The sequence below is a fragment of the Streptomyces xantholiticus genome (assembly GCF_014651015.1).
Lineage (GTDB): Bacteria > Actinomycetota > Actinomycetes > Streptomycetales > Streptomycetaceae > Streptomyces > Streptomyces xantholiticus.
The window spans coordinates 143910-161292 of the sequence record NZ_BMWB01000006.1; the positions used below are offsets into that span (position 1 = coordinate 143910).

Here is a 17383-nt window from a genome sequence, read left to right on the forward strand (position 1 = left end):
CGCGTGAACGGACAGGGAGCGCTCAGCGGCCCTGCTCGAGCCAGTGCCGGATCTTCGCCACGAGCTGGTCCGCGTCCACCGGCTTGGACACATAGTCGTCGGCCCCGGCGGACAGGGCCTCCGCGCGGTCGCCCGGCATCGCCTTGGCGGTGACGACGATGATCGGAACGTCGGCGGCGTGCGGCACCTTCCTGATGGCTGCCATGGCCGCGTAGCCGTCCATGCCGGCCATCATCACGTCCATCACCACGAGGTCGATCTCCTGGTGTGCACGCACCAGGTCGATTCCGGCCCTGCCGTTGTCCGCCTTCAGGACGTGCACGCCTTCGTGTTCGAGGAGTTCGGTGAGCGCGAAGACGTTCCGCGTGTCGTCGTCGACGACCAGGACCGTGCGTTCGGTGACCGGCGCGTCGTTCCGCCGGCCGGCCGCGGCCCGCTCCTGCACCTCGTCGTCCGGATCCGCCCGGGTGGAGCCGCGCCGGTGGACCGGGAGGTACAGGGTGAAGCAACTGCCGCGGCCGGGCGTGCTCTGCGCCTCCAGGGCGCCGCCCAGCAGCCGTGCCACCTCGCGGCTGATGGACAGCCCGAGGCCGGTGCCACCGTAGTGGCGGGAGGTGGTTCCGTCGCCCTGCTGAAAGGCGCCGAACATGCTCTCCAGCCGGTCGGCGGGGATGCCGATGCCGGTGTCGACGACGCGGAAGGCGACGACGGGTCCGGAGTCCCGCAGGGACGGGGGGATCTCGTCCTCACCCGCGACGGCGACCCGCAGCTCGACCCGCCCCTGGTCGGTGAACTTCAGCGCGTTCGACAGCAGGTTGCGCAGCACCTGCCGGAGCCGGGACTCGTCGGTGGTCAGCCACTGCGGCGCGTCCGGTTCCGCAAAGGCCTCGAAGGTGAGCTCCCGCTCGGTCGCCACGGGCCGGAACGTGGCCTCGACGTGCTCCATGAGTCCGCTGAGCGGGAATGCCGCCGGATGGATGGGCATCTTGCCCGCTTCGACCTTGGACAGGTCCAGGATGTCGTTGATCAGCTGGAGCAGGTCGGAGCCCGCGGAGTGGATGACTCCGGCGTAGTCGACCTGCTTCTCGGTCAGATTGCCCTCGACGTTCTGGGCGAGCAACTGCGCCAGGATGAGCAGGCTGTTGAGCGGGGTGCGCAGCTCGTGGCTCATGTTGGCGAGGAACTCGGATTTGTACATCGAGGTGCGGGAGAGCTGCTGCGCGCGTGCCTCCAGTTCCTGGCGGGCCTGTTCGATCTCCAGGTTCTTGCGTTCGATGTCGCGGTTGCGGTCGGCGAGCAGCGCCGCCTTCTCCTTCAGTTCGGCGTTCGACCGCTGCAACTCCTCCTGCCTGGCCTGGAGTTCCTTGGAGCGGGTGCTGAGCTCCGCGGTGAGCCGCTGGGACTGGTCGAGCAGCTCGTCGGTGCGGGTGTTGGCGATCAGCGAGCTGAGGTTCACGCCGACCGACTCGATGAGCTGGTCGAGGAAGTCGCGGTGGAGGACCGTCAGGGGCTGTACGGCGGCGAGTTCGACGACGCCGAGCACCTGGTCCTCGACCACGACGGGCAGCACGATCAGATGGTTCGGATCCACCCGTCCGGTGCCGGAGAAAACCGTGGCGTAGCCGGGCGGCAGGTCGTGCACCTCGATCGTGCGCCGGCTGCGGGCGGCCTGGCCGACCAGGGACTCTCCGAGCCCGATACGGCGACCCTGCTCCCTCCGGCCGTCCCGGGCGCCGTACGAGGCGATCATGACGAGGGAGACCCCTTGGTCGCTCTCCTCAGCGAGGAAGAATCCGCCGTACTGGGCGCGGACCAGCGGCGGCACCTCGTCCATGATCAGCTCGGCGACCGCCGTGAGATTCCTGGTGCCCTGCATGAGGCCGGAGACCCGGGCCAGATTGGTCTTGAGCCAGTCCTGTTCCTCGTTGGCGCGGATCGTGGCCCGAAGGGACTCGACCATGGCGTTGATGTTGTCCTTGAGGTCGCCGACCTCGCCGGGTGCTTCGACCGTGATGGAGCGGGTGAGGTCGCCCTCCGCCACCGCGCTGGTCACCTCCGCGATGGCGCGCACCTGGCGGGTGAGGTTGCCGGCCAGTTCGTTCACGTTCTCGGTGAGCCGCTTCCAGGTACCGGAGACGCCTTCCACCTCGGCCTGGCCGCCCAGCCGTCCTTCGCTGCCGACTTCCCTGGCCACCCGGGTGACCTCCGCGGCGAACGACGAGAGCTGGTCGACCATGGTGTTGATGGTGGTCTTCAGCTCCAGGATCTCCCCTCGCGCGTCGACGTCGATCCGGCGCGTCAGGTCGCCCCGGGCGACCGCCGTGGTGACCTGGGCGATGTTGCGGACCTGGTTGGTGAGGTTGCCCGCCATGGAGTTGACGTTGTCGGTGAGGTCCTTCCAGGTGCCGGAGACACCGCGGACGGTCGCCTGACCGCCGAGCTTGCCGTCGGTCCCGACCTCCCGGGCGACCCGGGAGACCTCCTCCGCGAACGACGACAGCCGGTCGACCATCGTGTTGATGGTCTCCTTGAGCTCCAGGATCTCGCCGCGCGCGTCGACCCTGATCTTCTGGGTGAGGTCGCCCCGGGCCACGGCGGTCGCGACCTGGGCGATGGAGCGGACCTGGGAGGTGAGGTTGTCGGCCATGGTGTTGACACCGGTCGTGAGGTCCCGCCAGACGCCGCCGACCTGCGGGGCTCTCGCCTGGCCGCCGAGCAGCCCCTGTCCGCCGACCTCACTGGCCACCCGGGTGACCTCGGCGGTGACGAGAGAGAGTTCGTCGACCATGCCGTTGTAGATCGCGGCGATCTCACCGAGCAGTCCGGAGTCGTAGGGCAGCCGGACCGAGAGATCCCCGTCGCGTACGGCGGTGAGCCCGGCCAGCAGTCTCCTGAGACCTTCCTCGCTCAGCTCAGCGGGAGGCCGGCCCCGTGCGGGCTCGGGCGTGCTGCTGGACGCATCCATCGCGGACCTCGCGCTGTCGTGACATACGGCACCGCGATCCCGCCGCCGCCGGAGCGGCGTAGCCCGCGGCCTCTCCACTGTGGCACGCGCGCACCGCCAAGACACCCCGGCGATGCTGTCCGACCTGGCTGTGCGGGGCGGCCAGTCACTCGGGGACCGCGATGACGAACCAGACGGCCTTTCCGGTCCCGTGCGGCAGCCATCCCCAGTCGGCCGAGAGGCGCTCCAGCAGATAGAGGCCGTGTCCGGAGGTACGGGCCGGCCGGTGCGGGCCGTGCGGGCGCGGCCGGACCGGGCTGGTGTCGCTCACCTCGACCCGGATCCGGCCGGGGCCGCGGTCGATCCTCAGCTCGCAGGGGTTGCCGCCGTGGGTGCACGAATTGGTGACCACTTCCGACACGAGAAGCAGTACGTCGTCGATCATGACGCGTCCGCCGGCTCCGTAAGGGGTGAACCACTCGTCCAGGACCTGGCGCGTCAGATCACGGCACCGGCCCACCACGCCCTGCCCGCCGTCAAGGGTGAAGCAGCGGCTGAGGAAGAGCTGCGTCCGCTCCGGTGCCTGTCCCATATCGGACCGGTGCCCCGCAAAATTGCTTCAAAGCACCCCGAAAGGGAATCATTGGGTACGTAAGGTGCTCGCCCGACGGTCCCGCTGCAGCCCACAGCGCCGGCCTCCGCCCCGTCGAAGGAGCCTCGATGTCCAGCTCGACACCCTCCCAGGGAACCGTCCGTACAGAAACCCCGGACCGTACGGAGCCCTCGGACATCACCGCCGCCTCCCGGCACCTTTGCGCGGCCGGGCGCGGCGCACCGGACGGCCTGCCTCAGATCCCCGACCCGCGGGCCGTGAGCCCTATGGACGCCCGCGCACTGTCGACCACCCTGTTCGAACGGATGGCGGTCCTCGAGGAAGGCACACCCGAGTACTCCTACGTCCGCAACACGCTCGTCGAACTGAATCTGAGCCTCGTGAAGTTCGCGGCGCTCCGGTTCACGGGCCGGTCGGAGCCGATGGAGGACATCATCCAGGTCGGGACGATCGGGCTGATCAAGGCGATCAACCGGTTCGAGATCGAACGCGAGGTCGAGTTCGCCTCGTTCGCGCTCCCGACCGTGGTCGGCGAGATCAAGCGCTTCTTCCGGGATTCCAGCTGGTCGGTCCGGGTGCCGCGCCGGCTCCAGGAGCTGCGGATCGACCTCGCCAAGGCGCTCGACGTACTGGAACAGGGGCTGGGCCGCAGGCCGACGACCGCGGAGCTGTCCGAGTACCTCCACGTCAGCGAGGAGGAGGTGCTCGAGGGCGAGCGCGCATCCAACGGCTACACGGCGCAGTCCCTCGACGCGACGGTGAACGACGACGAGGCGTCGAACGCCGTCACCCGGCGCCTGGGCAGGGAGGACCCCGCCTTCGACATCGTCGATTCGCTGGAAGCGCTCAAGCCCCTCATAGCCGCGCTGGACGAGCGCGACCGGCTGATCCTCTCGCTGCGCTTCCGCGAGGAGCTGACGCAGTCCGAGATCGGTGAGCGGCTCGGCATCTCGCAGATGCATGTGTCGCGCCTGCTCGCACGCATCCTGCAGACGCTGCGAGCAGGAATCATGGACGACGCCCCGGCCTGCCCGGACCGGGACTGAGCCGCACCTCCAGCCAGACCACCTTGCCGGTGCCACGGGGCTCGGACCCCCAGTTCTGCGCCAGCCGTTCCAGAATGATCAGCCCGTGGCCGCCGGGCTGCGCGAGGTCGCGCTGCACCCTGCGCCTCGGGCGGCGGGGGTCGGCGTCGGCCACCTCGACCCGCAGCTGCCCGCCGGAGTGGTTGAGCGTCAGCTCCTCGGGGCCGCCCGCGTGCAGGCACGCGTTGGTCACCAGCTCGGAGACGAGCAGCAGGACGTCCTCGACGACGTCGTGCTCCTCCTCCGGGCCCGTCGCCCGCCACCCCCAGTCGGCCAGCGCCTGCTCGGTGAAGTCACGACAACGGCTCACCACACCCTTCGTGCCGAACAGTGCGAGGCGGCGCGTCTGCGCGTGCCCTTGCGCCTGTCCGCCGAGGCCCGTGCTCATCAGGCCTCCCGGTCAGTCGGACCGCTCGTCGGCCAGCGCTTCGTCCACGCCGGCGTACACCTGGAACACCGCATGCGCGCCGGTGATCTCGAACATGCGGGCCACGGGCGGGCGCAGCGCGGCCAGCTCCACCCGGCCGTCCGCCTCCCGGGCGGCCAGCCGCCCGTGCAGCAGGACGTTCAGTCCCGTTGAGTCACAGAAGTGCAGGTCGCCGCAGTCCACAAGAATCCGCCGCACGCCCGCCCGCACCTGCTGCGCGATGGCCTCACGCAAGGGCTCGGCGGTGTCGTGGTCCAGCTCGCCGCTGAGGGAGAGGACGACCGTGCCGCCCCGCTGTCTGGTGGCGACGCCGAACCGCTCGCCGCCGCCGGTGGCGGACTCCTCCCCGGACCGCCTGGTCGCTCCCGAGACCATGGCCTCCGCCTCCTCCAGATGAATCACCGGAATAGCTGGTACCGGCGTTTCGGCTGTTCCCCGGCTGCTGCACCGCGGTGACCCGCAGTGGCCCGGGGCCGTTCGGGTACCCGGCGCACGCAACGCCACACCGCCGCAGCACCGTGCGCGCCCACCGAGTTATCCGTGTCCGGGCCGACACCGACCACCCGGACACGGATCAATTACCGTCAATGGGGTACGTGTCGTGTCCTCACGACTCCGTGGGACGGCGACCTTGCCAAGAACCTCCGAGACGGACCAGGACGGAGACCGGCGATGAACCACCCCCAGGAAACGGCCCGGCCGCCAACTCTGCCCATGGCCCCCGGGCCGAACCGCGTGCTCGACGCGGCGGCGACCGAGCCGGTGGCCGCCACCTACCCGGACGAACTGCCACAGGACCACACGCAGGCCATCCTTCAGGCGACCAAGCAGGTCGGCGCGCTGCTGAAGGCGTCGGGGTACCCGTTCGCGCTGGTGGGCAGCGTGGCCGCCTACGCGCACGGCGTCCCTACCCGGCTGCAGCACGACTCGGACTTCTGTCTGCGCCGGCAGGACGCGGAAGGTGTGGTGCAGACCCTGATCGAGGGCGGCATCCAGGTCGTCTCCCCTCCGGAGGACTGGCTGGTGAAGGCGAGGGCCGGCGGCGAGCAGATCGACCTGATCTTCGAACTGGCCCACCGTCCGGTCACGAAGGAGATGCTCGACCGGGCCGAGATCCTCCCGGTCGACTCCGTGCACATGCCGGTGCTGGCCCCATCCGACCTGCTGGAGAGCCGGCTCACGGCACTCTCGGAGCACCACTGCGACTTCGGTGCGCTGCTGCCGGTCGCCAGAGCGCTGCGCGAACGCGTCGACTGGGACCGGCTGCGCCGTGAGCACTCGGCCTCTCCCATGCCGGACGCGTTCCTCTATCTGCTGGAGCGGCTGGACGTCATCCCGCCACGGAAGCAGGAGGTGCCCCATGAAGGGCCCTGAGGCCTCCGAGTACCGCATCGCGCGGCTGCGCGACCGTCTCGCCGACGAGGAGATCTCGGAACTGGGCGTCCGGATCGACATGCGCGGCGGATACGTGCACCTGTGGGGCACCGTCTCCACCGCCGCGTGCAGGACCGAGATCCTGCGCATCGCAGAGACCGAACTCGGCGGGCTGCCGGTGCGGGCCGACCTCACGGTCGCCTGTGCGACGGTCCCCGAACGGCCCGAGGAGCTCGAGTGATCCGTGTTGCCGCCGTCGGAGACATCCATCTCTCGCCCGACAGCCGGGGCCTGCTGCGCCCCGCATGGGAAACGCTCGGCGACTGCGCCGACATGCTGCTGCTGGCCGGGGACCTGACCCGGCACGGCACGCTCGAGGAGGCGGAGGTGGTGGCCGCCGAGATCAAGGGGCTGCCCGTGCCGGTCGTCGCCGTGCTGGGCAACCACGACTACCACAGCGACCTCCAGGACGACGTCACGAGCGTGCTGGAACGGGCGGGTGCGACGGTCCTCGAAGGCGGGGGCACGGTCCTCGACGTCGACGGCACCAGGGTCGGCATCGCCGGGACGAAGGGGTTCGGCGGCGGCTTCGCGGGCCGCAGCGCCGGCGAGTTCGGCGAGCCGGAGATGAAGGCCTTCGTCCGCTACAGCCGCCGCTGTGCGGCTGATCTGGCCCGTTCCCTGCTGGAGCTGCGGGACCGGCGGTGCGAGGTGCGGATCGCCCTGACGCACTTCTCCCCCGTACCGGACACCCTCGCCGGGGAGCCGCCCGAGATCTATCCGTTCCTGGGCAGCTATCTGCTCGCCGAGGCGATCGACGAGTCGGAGGCGGACCTGGCCGTGCACGGACACGCCCACCTGGGCACCGAGCACGGGATGACTGCCGGTGGTGTGAAGGTGCGCAACGTCGCCCAGCCGGTCATCGGGCACGCGTTCGCCGTGTACCACCTGCCGGTCGACCTGCGCATCGACGTACCGGCTGTGGGCTGAGAGGTTTTGGCCGCACGCGCCCGGGCAGGTGCGTCATGTGCTTCGGACAGGAGGCACGCCCCGTGGGGAGCGGATGCTCCGGGCGCGTAGACCCCTGTCCGCCTTCCCCGGGTGACTGATTCCGGCACGGCAACCCCCTATCCCCGGGAGTCGCGACATCATGCCCACGTTCGCACAGACCAAGCACTCTCACTCCGACGCCCCCGACACCGCCGCAGCCTTCCGCAGGATGGCCGAACTGGACGACGGACCGGAGCGCCAGGAGCTGCGGCAGGAAATCGTGTCGGCCTGGCTGCCGATGGCCCAGCGGATCGCCGGCCGGTTCCGCAACCGGGGCGAATCCCTCGAGGACCTCCAGCAGGTCGCCGCCCTGGGCCTGGTCAAGGCGGTCGACCGGTACGACCCCTCACGCGGGGCCTTCGAGAGCTTCGCGGTGCCCACCGTCGTCGGCGAGGTCAAGCGGCACTTCCGCGACCACATGTGGGCCCTGCATGTCCCGCGGCGCGTCCAGGACCTGCGCAACCGCGTACGGTTCGCCCGTCAGGACCTCGTCCAGACGATCTCGGGGCGCGCCCCCACCGTCGCGGAGATCGCCGAGCGGGCCGGTATCAGCGAGGAGGACGCGCTGGTCGGACTGGAGGCCCTGGAGAGCTTCACCGCGCTGTCCCTCGACGCCGAACTCCCCGGCGCCGACGACGGTTACTCGCTCAGCGACACCCTCGGCTCCGCCGACCCCGCCCTGGACGTTCTCGTCGACCGGGAGGCGGTGAAGCCGGGGCTGCGCAAGCTGCCCGAGCGTGAGCAGAACATCCTCTACATGCGGTTCTTCCGCGACATGACCCAGAGCAGCATCGCCCACACGCTCGGAATCTCCCAGATGCACGTCTCCCGGCTGATCAGCCGAAGCTGCGACCAACTGCGCAACGAGGTCATGCGGGACGACGTCATGCACGACAGCGTCATGCGGAACGCCGCATAGCCAGCGCCACGTGCCGCGAGACCACGTGGACGGCCCGGGCCTGCGCCATCGAGAAGGCCGGGGTGGGGCCGCTGCGGAACAGCGACACCACGCCGAGCACGGGACCCGTACCCTCGCCCGCCTCGCCTGCGGGCGGCCCTTCGGCGGGTGCCCGCAGGGCCACGCACATCAGGGACGTGACATCGGCCTGGACGAGCACCGAGTCGCCGGCCCGGTCCCGCCCGAACGAGTCGAGGTCCTCCGGCCGGACCTGGAGGACCGAGGAACCCTCGGCAGCGCTCTCCACGACGAGCGGACAGTCGGCCGGGTCCTGGGCCGAGATTCTTGCCGCGAGCGCCTCCGCCTCGTCACCGGCCGGCCCCCGCACGGCTGTGCGGCGCAGCCCGGCGCCCGTCACCAGGTCGGCGACGACCCAGTCCGCACCGTGCGAGGCGAGGACGGCGGCTGCTGCGCCCAGCGCCGCCTCCGGGTCGCCGGCCGGGGCTCGCAGCAGGGCGGTGGTCATCGCGTCGAGCAGGTCCATCTGGGCCGCGTGCCCGGCCGCCTCGGCCAGGTCCGGAGCGGTGGCCCGGCGCAGCCTGGTTGCGACGGCGTCCCGTCCCGGTCCCCGCTCGCCCGCCGGACCGGCACCGATGCCGGTGCCGGTCCGGTTGGGGGCAGGGACGGTGTCGGACTGGAGGATCATCAGCACGGCCGGCTGCGGTTCGTTCGGCGGGCGCAGGGCGGTGAGCGTGGCGCGCAGGGTCTCGTCCGGCCGCTTCTGCAGACGGACCCGGAGACTGCGCGGCCCCTCGCCCCGGGCGACCGCCGCGGCCTGTGACCGGAGCGCACCCCGGTCGCCGGGTCTGAGCAGGCCGGACAGCGGCCGGCCTGCGGCGAACCCGGCCCGTACGCCGGTGAGGTCGGTGGCGGCGAGGTTCATCCGTCTGACCACCGTGTCACCGCCGATCAGGGCCACGGGCAGCGGAAGCCGCTGGAAGAGGGCGCGCAGCAGCTGGAGCTCGGTGCGGTCCGCGACGGCGCGGGCCGGGCCGTGGCCGGCGAGCCGCTCGAACTTCGGCCACAGGGTCTCGGCGACGTGCTGGAGCTCGAAAAGGGCGGCGTCCAAGAGGGTCTGCTGCTCGTCCTGCGGCAGTCCGCGCGCGGCTCTCAGCTCCCCGACGCGGCGGACGAAGTCCTCAAGGTCGTCGCCGAACTCATCGCTCTCCGCCATGGGAGCAAACTATCCGACCCGCCGCTGCCGAACTGCCCCGGCCAGGGGTTTGTGCCGAAACCAGACGGGCAGCCGCACGGCGGGAAAGGAGGGACACACACATGCTGACGCCGCCGGACCTCGTCGTGGACGCAGCCGACACCGCACGCGATCTGTCCGATTTCAGCGAAGCGGCGATGCGCTGCGTGGAGACCTGCTGCGGTGCGGCCATCACGGTCGCCGATGGTTCGTCCGAGCGCCGTGCCGCCGCCACGCATCCGGATCTGACCACTCTTCTCTCGGTCGAGCTCGACTCGGGCGAAGGGCCGATGTCGAGCGCGCTGGACACCGGCGAGCCTGTCACCGCCGCCGACCTGCTGGGCGAGGAGCGCTGGCCCGACTACCGTGCCGCGGCGCTGGATTCGGGTATCCGCTCCAGTGTCACGATGCCTTTTTCCCACAGTGAGGTGGAGGTGACGCTGAGCCTCTACAGCTTCCGGCCGGGGGCGTTCGTGCATCTGACCCACCATCCGGTTCTCGTACTGGGCGAGCAGTTCGCCCAGCAACTGGTGCGCGACCACCACTACCGGGCGGCGCTCGCCCAGGTGAACCAGCTCGAGACGGCGCTGGACTCGCGTGCCGTGATCGACCAGGCCAGCGGCATCCTGATGCACGCGCTCGGCTGCGGCCCCGACGACGCCTTCGACGTGCTGCGGCGCTTCTCGCAGCGCACCAACCGCAAGCTCAGCGCCGTCGCCGAGGAGATCGTGCGCAGCAGGGGCCGCAGTCTGAAGGATCAGCAGCGCGCAGGGTGACCACACAGGACCGAGTCGGCGCATTCGGTAGCCGCGCACTGTCCCCCCATGGAACGACGCGAGATATTCCGCCCCTGACGCCACGCTCTCCGCCGTCCCTCAGGGGTCCGCCGGGACACCGTTCTGCCCAACTCGGGCGAAGCGCAGGGGCCGGAGACACCGCCTGCCGCGGTGCCGCCGGCGCGGAACACGATGGCCATGGGGCGCGTCTCCATCGGGAAGACCTCGCTGACCGGCAGACATGCGGGAGCCGGCACCGCAGTGGAGGCGACGAGGGACGGCAGGGCGCCGCCCATGGCGCCGAGCCCGCCTCGTGAGAGGAGTCGCCTCCTGCCTGGCGGTGGCCCTGGGTCAGCGGCCGGAGTTCTTGCGCGGGGTCCGCCCCCATACCCAGTCACGGAGCGCGGACAACCGCGGCCGCTTCTCCCGCCGTTCCCGGGTGTGGCGGTCGAGTTCCTCCATGAGGCGCCGCGACCGGTGGTCCAGGTCCAGCTCGTCGAGGATCCGGTCGACCTCCGTCAGCAGAGCGCCGTGCAGCTGCCACTCGCGCGGCAGCCGTTGGATGCCCTGGAGCAGCAGATCGGCCGCGTTGTCGCGGCTGGTGCGGGCGGCGGCGAGTTCACCGGTGAGCCGCTCCTCGGCGGCGTCGGCGCTGTCACTGGTCCGGGTGGTGACGAGGACGGCGAAGCTCACCAGTGTGTCGGCCACATGCGCGAGGAGTTCCTCGAGGGCGATCCCGACCTCGTGGCTGAAGAGGTCCTCCTCACGGCGTTCCTTGGCCAGGTCGGTGATGGTGCGGGCCAGCACGCGCAGTACGACGGCGCAGATCTCCAGCGTGTCGAGGCCGGTACGGAGCACGATGCGGTGCAACAGGCCTTCCTTGACGCGCGGGTTGAACCGGAGGCTGTCCTCGGCCTGCCGCAACGCGGCATCCACTTCGGCGATGTCGTTGTCGAGCCTGCGGGCCTCGTGGAGCCGGGCGGCCGCCCGCTCGACTGGTGTGTGGCTGGTCAGCTCCTCACCGATCCGCAGCAGCAGCAGCCGCATGCGCCGCGCGAGATCCTCGATCGAGTCCCCTGCGGCCTCGACCCACACCGGCGGCACGAAAAGGACGTTGAACAGCAGGCCGACGACGGCGCCGATGAGCGTCTCCAGCACCCGGTCCCATGCGGTGTCCGCCACCTGTGTCACGCCGAGCACGAGCATGGCGCTGATCGCAACCTCGGGGACGAACTCGTCGACGCGGACGAATCTGCCGACCGTCAGGGAGGCGAGGATGATCAGCCCGAGGCTCCACCACGTCAGTCCGACGAGCGCGCTGAAGCCGATGGCGATGAGAACCCCGACGACCACGGAGTTGACCCGGCGCACCCCGGTGGTGAGCGTGGAGTAGAGCGTGACCTGGACGACGAGGAGTGCGGTCAGCGGTGCGGTGAGCGGGGGCGCCTGACTCTCCAGCAACTGCAGGGCGACCACATAGGAGATGGTCGCCGCGGCAGTCGACCGCACAGTCTGCACGACGGCCGGTTCCTTGGTCCGGCTGACGATGCCGGCCACCGGCGCTCGCAGCCTCGAGCCAACCTCAGACACCTCGGTCCTTCCCCGCTCCCTCGCCCGGACAGCCTTGTGCCGTGGGGCCGGCCCCCCTCAGCGCCCGCCGGATGCCGCGCCCTCGCCCACGGCCGGTGCGCCCGGCCGGATCCGACGGCCCACATAGGTCTCCGCCGCGTGCAACGCTTCGCGGGCGGTGCGCTCGCACATGAGCACGCACAGGGTGTAGGCCGTGTCCTCGAACCGTCTCCGGGCGGATTCGTCGTGGGGAGCGGCGAGGACGTAATGTTCCTGCGCCCGGTAGCGGGCAATCAGCCTGGTGATCACACTCGTGTCGGGCATCAGCATCGTGGTCTCCCGGTTTATGCGGCCCCCTGACACGGCGGAGCAAGGTCCGTCCGGTGCCTCATTGTGAACCGGAGCGGTCCAGTCCGCCACACAGCTGGCTACTGTAGGTAGTCGCTGGTCGCCGAGGGGTTCACGGCGCGCCGGACGGCCCGCTTTCACAGGGGTGTACGAAGGTTTCACAGCTGTGCCCGCAGGCTCGTCGAACCGCTTCGCCAGGCCGCCAGGAGCCGGTCCCCGAGCCGGTCCTCCAGCCAGGTCGTGGCCGCGATCCCGAAGGCGATGTCGGGCGCGAGCGACGGCTCGTCGGCAAGCAGCCCGCCGATGACGTCGCGGCGCACGATCTGTTCGTGCACGGCGTCCGCCGTCACGTGTTCCGCGTAGAAGTGCTCGGCCGCCGGTCCTGCTCCGGTGCGGCGCATCGCCTCGGCGAGCCGCCGCGAACCGGGCGAGGAGGTCACCTCGACCGTGGCGAAGTGGCCCACCAGGGCGCCCCGGTGGGCACGGTGCAGCCCGAGGAGCGACATCAGGTTGACGACGGCGAGCATCTCGGCGGAGGCGGCGTCGACGTAGCGGCCGTAGGTGGTGTCAAGACCGAGGTCCGCCATCAGGTCGGCGAACAACCGGGCGTGCACCCGCTCGGCGCGCCCGCCACCGAACTCGTCGAACTCGACTGCGACGAACGCCGCTTTGGCCCTTCCCCGCAGCCGGGGGATCACCCAGGCGTGCGGATCGGCCTCCTTGAGGTGGTACAGGGAGCGCTGGGCCGCGTACTCGCGCAGCTGCCACAACTGTCCCTCGTCCTTGAGGAAGTACGACACTCCTGTGCCGTCGACGGGTTCGACGAGCAGTTCGTCCAGGGCGTCGTGCACGTCAAGGTGCCCGGCGGTCCGTTCGCGGAGCGCTTCGAGAAAGCGGCGCTCCAGGGCCGCACGCAGGCCGAGCAGTCCGGGATCCCACTCCCAGGCCGCGTCGATTCCGCGAAAGCCGCGGTAGTGCAGTTCGTAGCAGAGGTAGAGGGCCAGTTGCAGATCATCACCGAAGGGGTCGGCGTCGCGGGCCTCGCGCGGCTGCGGCGCCGGGCCGCCCGTGGGGCCGCGCAGGGCGTCCAGCACGCCCTGCGACAGTTCTCCGCGTGCGCCCGGCAGTTCGCCCTCCGGGGACGTCTCCGGGCCGGGGATGCGGTCCGGCATCGTTCACCTCCTGCTGCGTCGGCGGTGGCTGGTGTCGCACCAGGGGTACGTACGGCTCCGCCGGCAGGTGCACAGCGCCACCGTGAAACGGTCGGACCGCACGGTGCTGCCGTCCTCCAGGACGACCTCCACGGGGCCCTCCACGAGCATCGGGCCCTCCCCGGTCACGGTTACCCGGCAGGGCTCCTGGGCGGTGTGTTCCTCAGGCTCGGTCGGCACGGATGATCACCAGCTCTTCCTTCTCCTCGCCGGGAGCGATCAGTCCCTGCCGCTCCAGCCAGTCGGCTCGGGAGCGCAGTACGGGACCGAAGGGGACCAAGCGGCGCTCCACGACGGCTGCGTCGAGTCCGGCACCACTCAGCCGGTCCAGGGTCGCCTGGACCCCGCTGAGCGCCGAGTGCACCAGCAGCAGGGCTCCCCCCGGGTGCAGCAGGTCGGCCGCGCCGTCGCAGACCCGGTCAAGGACGGCCCTGCCGTCGTGGCCGGCGTCCCAGGCGACGGAGGAGCCGCGGCGCGGCACGTCGGGATGCGGTGCGGGAACGTAGGGCGGATTGCACAGGATCAGGTCGAAGCGCCGGTCCGCCGCCGGGTCCAGCAGATCGCCGCGCAGTACGCGCACCTTCCGACGGGCGAGTACGGCATTGAGCCTGGTGGCTGCGACAGCGCGCCAGGACGTGTCGACGGCCGTGACACGGGCGCCGCGCCGTGCGGCCGCCAGGGCCAGTGTTCCGGGTCCGGTTCCGACGTCGAGCACCTCGGCGTCCGGCCTCAGCGGTTCGCGTTCGAGCGCGTCCGCGAGCAGAAACGTGTCGCTCTGCGGGGCATAGACCCCCGGGGCGAGCACAAGCGTGTCCGCGCTCCGGTCCACTCCCGGCACATTGTGCATCCGCGGCTCCCTCGGCCGATGGTGCGGGCGGTCTTCGGTGCCGCCCGGCGGGTTCTTGATCCCCGGGTGCCCGCTGCCGCCGATTTCATCCGTTTCGGTCCCCCACGCCGGGGGACCCGGGGATCGGCCGGTCCTTTCCCAGGAACCCCACGGAGTGGCTGATGAGCACGAAGACAGGACTGCGGGTGGTCGTCACGGGGGCCACCGGAAACGTCGGCACCAGCGTGGTCAGGGCACTCTCCGCGGACTCACGGATCGCATCGGTCCTCGGCCTCGCCCGCCGGGTCCCCGATCTGGACATATCGCGCACGGATTGGGCATCGGTCGACCTGGCCCACGAGGACGCCACCGGTGTGCTCGTACGGCAGTTGGACGGCGCCGACGCCGTGATCCACCTCGCCTGGCGCTTCCAGCCGACGCACTCCCCCGTCACCACCTGGCAGACCAACGTCCTCGGGTCGCTGCGGCTCTTCGAAGCGGTCGCCGAGGCGCGCGTGCCGGTCCTGGTGCACGCCTCGTCGGTGGGCGCCTACTCACCCGGGCCCAAGACCGCTCCGGGCGTCGACGAGGCATGGCCGACCCATGGCTGGCCGGACGCGGCCTACTGCCGGGAGAAGGCGTATCTGGAACGGGTGCTCGACGCCTACGAGCTGCGTCACCCGGAAATACGGGTGGCACGTATCCGCCCCGGTTTCATGTTCAAGGAGGGCTCGGCAAGCGAGCAGCGCCGGATCTTCGCGGGCCGGTTCCTGCCCGGCCCGCTGCTCAACCCGGCACTGCTGCCGTTCGTGCCCGACCTCGACGGGCTGCGCTTCCAGGCGCTGCACACCGACGACACCGCCCAGGCCTACCTGCTGGCGGTCCTCCTCGACGCGCGTGGGGCGTTCAACCTGGCGGCGGAGCCGGTGATCGACGCGTCGGCCCTCGGCGAGCTGCTGCGGGCCCGGGTGGTCCGGTTGCCTCAACGGGCGGTGCACGCCGCGCTGTCGGCCGCCTGGAGCCTGCGTGCCGTCCCGGCCTCGCCGCACCTGTTCGACGCCCTGCTGCGGATGCCGGTGATGAACACGGCACGGGCCAGGGAAGAGCTGGACTGGCAGCCCCGGCACACCTCGACGGCGGCGCTGGAGGAGTTCCTGCGCGGGGTCCGCCGGGGCGCGGGCGAGCAGACGGCTCCGCTGGCCGGGCACCGGGCGCACTGAGCGGACCCGGTACCCCACCCTCAGGACCCTCAGGCATTCGGGGGCTGCGACGGACCTGGCTGCGACGGGGCTGTTCGCCGTACCGGCCGGCGCTCACCGGGCCCCGGCGCTCAGCGACCGGCGAACGGGCCGGTGGCGATCCGGGCCAGCAGGTCCGCCGGATCGTCGAAGACGTCCGCCGCCCCTGCGGCCTCCAGGGCGGTACGCGGGATCCCGCCGCAGAGCAGGCCCACGGCCCGCACTCCGGCCCTGGACGCGGCCTGCATGTCCCACACCGTGTCGCCGACGAAGACGGCGTTCTCCGCCGGCACGCCGGCCAGTGCCAGGGCCTGCTCGACCGGGTCGGGCGCGGGCTTGCCCTCCGCCACGTCGTCGGCGCTCGAGGTCGCGCTGATGGCGTCGTCCGCGTCGATCGCCCGCCGGAGCGCCGCCAGTTCGGATCCGCCCGCCGAGGTGGCGAGCACCACCCGCCAGCCCTCCGCCGCGAGGGCCCGCAACAGCTCTCCGGCCTGGTCGAACGCCGGCAGCCGGTCGAAGTACGTCGCGTAGAGGGTCTTGTGCGCGGCATCCACCGCGGCGTCCTGATCGGTGTCCCGGTCGTCGCCGAGCAGATGGGCGACCAGGTCCTGACCCGGCAGCCCGACGGATCGGTGGATGTCGTGCATGGTCACCCGGTGGCCGGCCTGGCGGAATGCCTCCCACCAGGCGACGACATGGAGGTGGTTGGTGTCGGCCAGTGTCCCGTCGACGTCGAACACAGCGGCGCGTGCCATGTGTGCAGGTCCTTCCGGTGGCTTCCGACGGCTACTCGGGTACGGCGTTGTCCGTGGCGCTGACGGTGAAGATGGCGCCGTCGGGATCCCGCAGGGTGACCTCCGCGCCGTGCGAGGTGCTCCGCTCGCCGAGGACGGTCCCGCCGTGGCGCCCGGCGGTCTGCACCGTCTCCTCGAGGTTCTGCACGGCGAAATGGACGTGCCAGCGAGGGTGCAGCAACGGGTTGGCCGCCGTGCCGTCCGCACCAGAGGTGAGCCGGGCGAGCACCCGCCCCTCGCGGTGCAGCACGACCGCGTCCTCCAGGTAGCTGACCTCGCAGCAGCCCGGTCGTTCGGAGGCCCAGTCGAACACCTCGCCGTAGAAGATCGCCGACTCGAAGGCGTCCTTGGCCAGCAGCCTGATCCAGGCGGGTGCCTTGTCGCGCCAGGCCGGCCAGTCGCGCATGAGCTCGCCCTCCCAGAGCCCGAAGACGGCACCGTCCCGGTCCGCCGCCAGCACGCCGCGCCCCATCGACAGGGCCAGCGGCCCCACCGCGACGGTGCCGCTGCGTTCCCGGATACGGGCGGCTGTCCGGTCGGCGTCCTCGACGGCGAAATACGGGGTCCAGGCGACGGCCACGGTCAGGGCGGGAGCGAGTGCGCCGATCCCGGCGACCGGCATGCCGTCGACGACGGCGACCCTGAACTGGTCCCCCAGCCTGCCCCTGCGGAACGTCCAGCCGAGCACCGCCCCGTAGAAGTCCTGCGCCGCCTGCAGATCACGTGCCATGAGGCTGACCCAGCAGGGGGCGCCGAACACCGCGGCGGACGCGGCCGCGCGGGCGGTCGCTGTCGGGGTCGAGTTCTCGTTCATCATCATGTCCGGCGGTCGGGGGCGGTTCACGCGGGGCCGGTTCCATGTTCCTCCTCCGGGAGCCGACCGGCGAACGCGACGGTTACTGTCGGTGTTCAGGCGGAGCCTCCTGCCCATGGCCCCTCTCCTGGCGCGGGTGCCCCGGGCGGGGGCGCCCGTAACGC

General features: G+C 71.1%; 19 protein-coding genes. 7 read left to right on the forward strand and 12 right to left on the reverse strand.

What is annotated here, in order from left to right:
• Positions 1 to 22: 22 nt before the first annotated feature.
• Positions 23 to 2965 (reverse strand): HAMP domain-containing protein, encoded by a 2943-nt coding sequence (locus IE198_RS12675; protein WP_189885848.1) that lies wholly within the window; start codon positions 2963 to 2965, stop codon positions 23 to 25.
• 145 nt (positions 2966 to 3110) lie between these two features.
• Positions 3111 to 3536, reverse strand: coding sequence for an ATP-binding protein (locus tag IE198_RS12680; RefSeq protein WP_373299836.1), 426 nt, complete (start codon positions 3534 to 3536; stop codon positions 3111 to 3113).
• Positions 3537 to 3664: 128 nt separating this feature from the next.
• Here IE198_RS12680 and IE198_RS12685 point away from each other — a divergent pair, with 128 nt between their 5' ends.
• Entirely contained in the window at positions 3665 to 4603 is a 939-nt protein-coding gene (locus tag IE198_RS12685; RefSeq protein ID WP_189885849.1) for a SigB/SigF/SigG family RNA polymerase sigma factor, read from the forward strand.
• On the opposite strand, the gene IE198_RS12690 is transcribed toward IE198_RS12685, so the two are convergent.
• Positions 4566 to 5030 (reverse strand): ATP-binding protein, encoded by a 465-nt coding sequence (locus IE198_RS12690; protein WP_189885850.1) that lies wholly within the window; start codon positions 5028 to 5030, stop codon positions 4566 to 4568. The genes IE198_RS12685 and IE198_RS12690 overlap by 38 nt on opposite strands.
• Before the next feature lie 12 nt (positions 5031 to 5042).
• The gene (locus IE198_RS12695; RefSeq protein WP_189886052.1) at positions 5043 to 5444 is read right to left on the reverse strand and encodes an STAS domain-containing protein; all 402 of its coding nucleotides are present in this window, start codon (positions 5442 to 5444) and stop codon (positions 5043 to 5045) included.
• 297 nt (positions 5445 to 5741) lie between these two features.
• On the opposite strand from IE198_RS12695, the gene IE198_RS12700 reads away from it, so the two are divergent.
• From IE198_RS12700 to IE198_RS12715, 4 genes are all read left to right on the forward strand, one after another.
• Entirely contained in the window at positions 5742 to 6443 is a 702-nt protein-coding gene (locus tag IE198_RS12700; protein WP_189885852.1) for a nucleotidyltransferase family protein, read from the forward strand.
• Positions 6430 to 6684 (forward strand): BON domain-containing protein, encoded by a 255-nt coding sequence (locus tag IE198_RS12705; RefSeq protein ID WP_189885854.1) that lies wholly within the window; start codon positions 6430 to 6432, stop codon positions 6682 to 6684. Before IE198_RS12700 ends, IE198_RS12705 begins: the two co-directional genes overlap by 14 nt.
• A complete protein-coding gene (locus IE198_RS12710) occupies positions 6681 to 7433 on the forward strand; it encodes a metallophosphoesterase family protein (protein ID WP_189885856.1) in 753 nt (250 codons plus the stop codon). Before IE198_RS12705 ends, IE198_RS12710 begins: the two co-directional genes overlap by 4 nt.
• Positions 7434 to 7593: 160 nt before the next feature.
• Entirely contained in the window at positions 7594 to 8412 is an 819-nt protein-coding gene (locus tag IE198_RS12715) for an RNA polymerase sigma factor SigF (RefSeq protein ID WP_189885858.1), read from the forward strand.
• Here the strand turns inward: IE198_RS12715 and IE198_RS12720 are convergent.
• On the reverse strand, positions 8393 to 9625 hold the full coding sequence (locus IE198_RS12720; RefSeq protein ID WP_189885860.1) for a PAS domain-containing protein: 1233 nt from the start codon (positions 9623 to 9625) through the stop codon (positions 8393 to 8395). The genes IE198_RS12715 and IE198_RS12720 overlap by 20 nt on opposite strands.
• A 101-nt stretch (positions 9626 to 9726) precedes the next feature.
• Between IE198_RS12720 and IE198_RS12725 the strand changes: the two genes are divergently transcribed.
• Positions 9727 to 10419: an ANTAR domain-containing response regulator gene (locus IE198_RS12725; RefSeq protein WP_189885861.1), complete on the forward strand. Its 693-nt coding sequence runs from the start codon at positions 9727 to 9729 to the stop codon at positions 10417 to 10419.
• 351 nt (positions 10420 to 10770) lie between these two features.
• On the opposite strand, the gene IE198_RS12730 is transcribed toward IE198_RS12725, so the two are convergent.
• From IE198_RS12730 to IE198_RS12750, 5 genes are all read right to left on the reverse strand, one after another.
• On the reverse strand, positions 10771 to 12009 hold the full coding sequence (locus IE198_RS12730) for an FUSC family protein (protein WP_373299839.1): 1239 nt from the start codon (positions 12007 to 12009) through the stop codon (positions 10771 to 10773).
• Positions 12010 to 12066: 57 nt separating this feature from the next.
• Positions 12067 to 12318 (reverse strand): DUF5133 domain-containing protein, encoded by a 252-nt coding sequence (locus IE198_RS12735; protein ID WP_100105731.1) that lies wholly within the window; start codon positions 12316 to 12318, stop codon positions 12067 to 12069.
• Positions 12319 to 12494: 176 nt separating this feature from the next.
• Positions 12495 to 13508: an iron-containing redox enzyme family protein gene (locus IE198_RS12740; RefSeq protein WP_189885862.1), complete on the reverse strand. Its 1014-nt coding sequence runs from the start codon at positions 13506 to 13508 to the stop codon at positions 12495 to 12497.
• Positions 13509 to 13511: 3 nt separating this feature from the next.
• Positions 13512 to 13658, reverse strand: coding sequence for a CDGSH iron-sulfur domain-containing protein (locus IE198_RS12745; protein ID WP_189886056.1), 147 nt, complete (start codon positions 13656 to 13658; stop codon positions 13512 to 13514).
• A 52-nt stretch (positions 13659 to 13710) separates the two neighbouring features.
• Entirely contained in the window at positions 13711 to 14394 is a 684-nt protein-coding gene (locus IE198_RS12750; protein ID WP_189885863.1) for a HemK2/MTQ2 family protein methyltransferase, read from the reverse strand.
• Between the two features lie 161 nt (positions 14395 to 14555).
• Here IE198_RS12750 and IE198_RS12755 point away from each other — a divergent pair, with 161 nt between their 5' ends.
• Positions 14556 to 15593 (forward strand): NAD-dependent epimerase/dehydratase family protein, encoded by a 1038-nt coding sequence (locus tag IE198_RS12755; RefSeq protein WP_189885864.1) that lies wholly within the window; start codon positions 14556 to 14558, stop codon positions 15591 to 15593.
• Between the two features lie 110 nt (positions 15594 to 15703).
• Here the strand turns inward: IE198_RS12755 and IE198_RS12760 are convergent, their stop codons facing one another.
• Together IE198_RS12760 and IE198_RS12765 are read right to left on the reverse strand one after the other, a co-directional pair.
• Entirely contained in the window at positions 15704 to 16366 is a 663-nt protein-coding gene (locus tag IE198_RS12760) for an HAD family hydrolase (RefSeq protein ID WP_189885865.1), read from the reverse strand.
• Between the two features lie 31 nt (positions 16367 to 16397).
• Positions 16398 to 17219 (reverse strand): VOC family protein, encoded by an 822-nt coding sequence (locus IE198_RS12765; RefSeq protein WP_189886058.1) that lies wholly within the window; start codon positions 17217 to 17219, stop codon positions 16398 to 16400.
• Between the last annotated feature and the right edge of the window lie 164 nt (positions 17220 to 17383).